At 76.0% G+C, this 2,604-nt stretch carries 3 protein-coding genes; all 3 read right to left on the reverse strand.

Annotated elements, in window-relative coordinates; translation table 11 throughout:
* Positions 1-189: 189 nt before the first annotated feature.
* From M0P34_RS14835 to M0P34_RS14845, 3 genes are read right to left on the reverse strand one after another with little or no spacing between them, the layout of a single operon-like run.
* Complete coding sequence (locus M0P34_RS14835) at positions 190-696, reverse strand: hypothetical protein (RefSeq protein WP_291500513.1); 507 nt, start codon at positions 694-696, stop codon at positions 190-192.
* Between the two features lie 33 nt (positions 697-729).
* Positions 730-1,536 (reverse strand): glycosyltransferase, encoded by an 807-nt coding sequence (locus M0P34_RS14840; RefSeq protein ID WP_291500515.1) that lies wholly within the window; start codon positions 1,534-1,536, stop codon positions 730-732.
* Complete coding sequence (locus M0P34_RS14845; RefSeq protein WP_291500517.1) at positions 1,533-2,495, reverse strand: GNAT family N-acetyltransferase; 963 nt, start codon at positions 2,493-2,495, stop codon at positions 1,533-1,535. Before M0P34_RS14845 ends, M0P34_RS14840 begins: the two co-directional genes overlap by 4 nt.
* Between the last annotated feature and the right edge of the window lie 109 nt (positions 2,496-2,604).

Here is a 2,604-nt window from a genome sequence, read left to right on the forward strand (position 1 = left end):
CGAAGTCGCCGCCCTGCATGCCCAGCGCCTGCATGGCCTCGGTGACGGCCCGGGCCAGCCGGGGGGCAGCTTGCGCGCGGCGCGGTAGATGGTCCCGGGGGCGGGGATGTAGCCGTGGCGCAGGAAAAGGGGCAGCACCGCACGGTCCAGGGCGGGGTCGAACCCCGGGGCCGCGCGCAGGGCCTTGAGCTACGAGGCGAAGGCCAGCCCGGGCTGCGCCCCGCCTCCGCCGGGCAGGACGCTGTAGTACAGGGGCTTGACGCCCAGCCGGTCGCGCCCAAGCCACAGTTCGCCCCGGGCGGCGTCCCAGAGGCCGAAGGCGAACATGCCCGCCAGGCGCGGCAGCGCCCCGCGCACGCCCCACTGCTCGAAGGCCGCCAGCATGACCTCGGTGTCCGAGCCGCCGGTGAACGTATGGCCCCGGCCCGCAAGGGCGGCGCGCAGTTCGCGGAAGTTGTAGATCTCCCCGTTGAAGGTCACGGTGAAGCGGCCCGAGGCCGAGCGCATGGGCTGGGCGCCCGCAGGCGAGAGGTCGAGGATGGCCAGGCGCCGGTGGGCCAGGGCCACTCCCGGCGCGCACCAGGCGCCCTCGCCGTCGGGGCCGCGATGGGCCAGGGTGCGCGTCATGGCCTCGACGGCCGGGACGAGGGTGTCCCTGCCGTGGCCGGGGAGCAGCAGACCGGAAATTCCGCACATGGCTCTCTCCTGGATCCGTCGCGCCCGCGCGGCTCAGCGCGGGCGGCGCCTGCGGGCCCGCAGCCAGAGGGCCAGCCCCGGCGGCAGGGCCGCCACGGCGAACTGGCGCAGGCTCTCCCGCCAGGCCACGGCCAGCCCGGCCCCGGGGTGGGCCAGGCGGGCGCGCAGGGAGTTGAGGCACTGGCGCCACTTCCGGCGCGCGGTGATGGAGCGCCCGCCCACCCGGCGCAGAAGCAGCGGCTCGGGGATCATGTCCAGGCGCGCCCCCCGCGCGGCCAGGCGCATCCACAGCTCGAAGTCCTGGGTGGTGTCATAGGACTCGTCGTAGCCCCCGGCGGCCAGGACCTCGGCGCGGCGGAACATCACCGAGCTGTGCGGGAAGGGGTTGCGCCGGAAGACCAGCCCCTCCAGTTCCGGGCCGCTCCACGCGCCCCACGGCCGACGGCTGCCGTCCGCCCCCAGGTCCAGGCAGTTGGCCCCGAGCAGGACAAGCTCGGGGCGCTCCTCGAAGGCGCGCACCTGCCGGGCCAGCCGCTGGGGAAAGGACACGTCGTCGGCGTCCTGGCGGGCGACGTAGGTGCCGGCGGCCGCCGCGAGGCCCCGGTTCAGGGCGCGCGTCAGCCCGAGGTTGGCCTCGTTGCGCACAAGCCGGACCCGCGCGTCGGACCCGGCCAGGGCGCCCAGGGCCTCGCGCGTGGCCGGGCCGCCGCCGTCGTCGACGATGAGGAACTCGAAATCGGAAAACGTCTGGCCAAGGATGGACTGCGCCGCCTCGCGCAGTTGCGCGGGGTCGGGATCGTACACGGCCATGAGCACGGTCACCACGGGCCGGGCGGTCATGCCGCTCCCGGGGCCGCCCCCGGCGACCACCAGTGGAAGGTCGCCCCCGAGGGCGCCCAGGCGAAGCCCGCCTTGAGATACAGGCGCACGGACTCGCAGTTGCTGGCCTGGGTCTGCACAAGCATCCGCACGGCCCGGCCGCGCATGGACTCCAGGGCCCGGAGCACCAGGGCCGTGCCCAGCCCGCGCGCCCGGCTGGCGGGGGCCACGCCCACGAGCTTGATCTGCCCGGCCTGCATCTGCGGGTCCAGGCGCGTGGTCACGAAGCCCGCCGCCCGGCCGTCGGCCTCGGCCACCAGCACCTCGTCGGAGGCCGAGGCGTGCAGGTTGCCGATCCAGGTGCGGCGGAAGGCGTCGGTCAGCCCGGCGGGGAAGGCGTGGTCGGCGTGGAAGCGGTCCCAGCGCGAGGCCGCCGAAACGTCGCGCAGGGCGGGCAGGTCCTCGTCGCGCGAGGCGCGCAGGGCGAAGCCCGGGGCGAGGCCCGGGGCCGGGATGCGGGCCAGGTCGTGCCACAGGTTGACCTGGACCTCGACCATGCGGCAGCCGGCCTCGGTCAGGGCCTGCACCAGGGCCGTGTCGCGGGAGTCGCACTTGACGGTCACGAACCGCGCCCCGCGCGCACGAAACCAGCGCGCCGCCCGGGGCAGCAGCTCCCGGTAGGCCCCAAGGCGCGCGGGGCCGTCGCCCCGGGCGTGGACAAAGGACAGCGTCCCGCAGGGGAAGCCGAAGAAATCGCTGTCCCAGTCCAGCATCCGCGCCCGCAGCAGGGCCTCGGGCCCCCGGCCCGCGTCCAGGACGAAGTCGCCGTCGGCGCAGGTCTGCCAGCCCCGCTCCAGGCGGGCGGCCATGACCGCGCGCGCGTCCTCGGGCAGCAGGGTCCAGTGGCCGTAGGGGTAGGCCCCGGCCAGGGCCGCGGCCCCGGCCAGGTCGCCCTCGGCGCAGGCGCGCACCCGGTCCATCAGCGCACCCCGGCCCCGGCCAGGGCCTCGCGCAGCCGGGCGCACACGGTCTCCACCTGCTCCGGGGTCATGTCCGGGAACATGGGCAGGGTCATGATGGAGGCGGCCA

Origin of the sequence: Desulfocurvus sp. (assembly GCF_023230885.1) — a bacterium.
Classification (GTDB): Bacteria; Desulfobacterota; Desulfovibrionia; order Desulfovibrionales; family Desulfovibrionaceae; genus Desulfocurvus.

Excerpts from the sequence above, each read along its gene's own strand:
- M0P34_RS14835 (WP_291500513.1), bottom strand. The coding sequence starts at position 696 with ATGTGCGGAATTTCCGGTCTGCTGCTCCCCGGCCACGGCAGGGACACC.
- M0P34_RS14840 (WP_291500515.1), bottom strand. The coding sequence starts at position 1,536 with ATGACCGCCCGGCCCGTGGTGACCGTGCTCATGGCCGTGTACGATCCC.
- M0P34_RS14845 (WP_291500517.1), bottom strand. The coding sequence starts at position 2,495 with ATGGACCGGGTGCGCGCCTGCGCCGAGGGCGACCTGGCCGGGGCCGCG.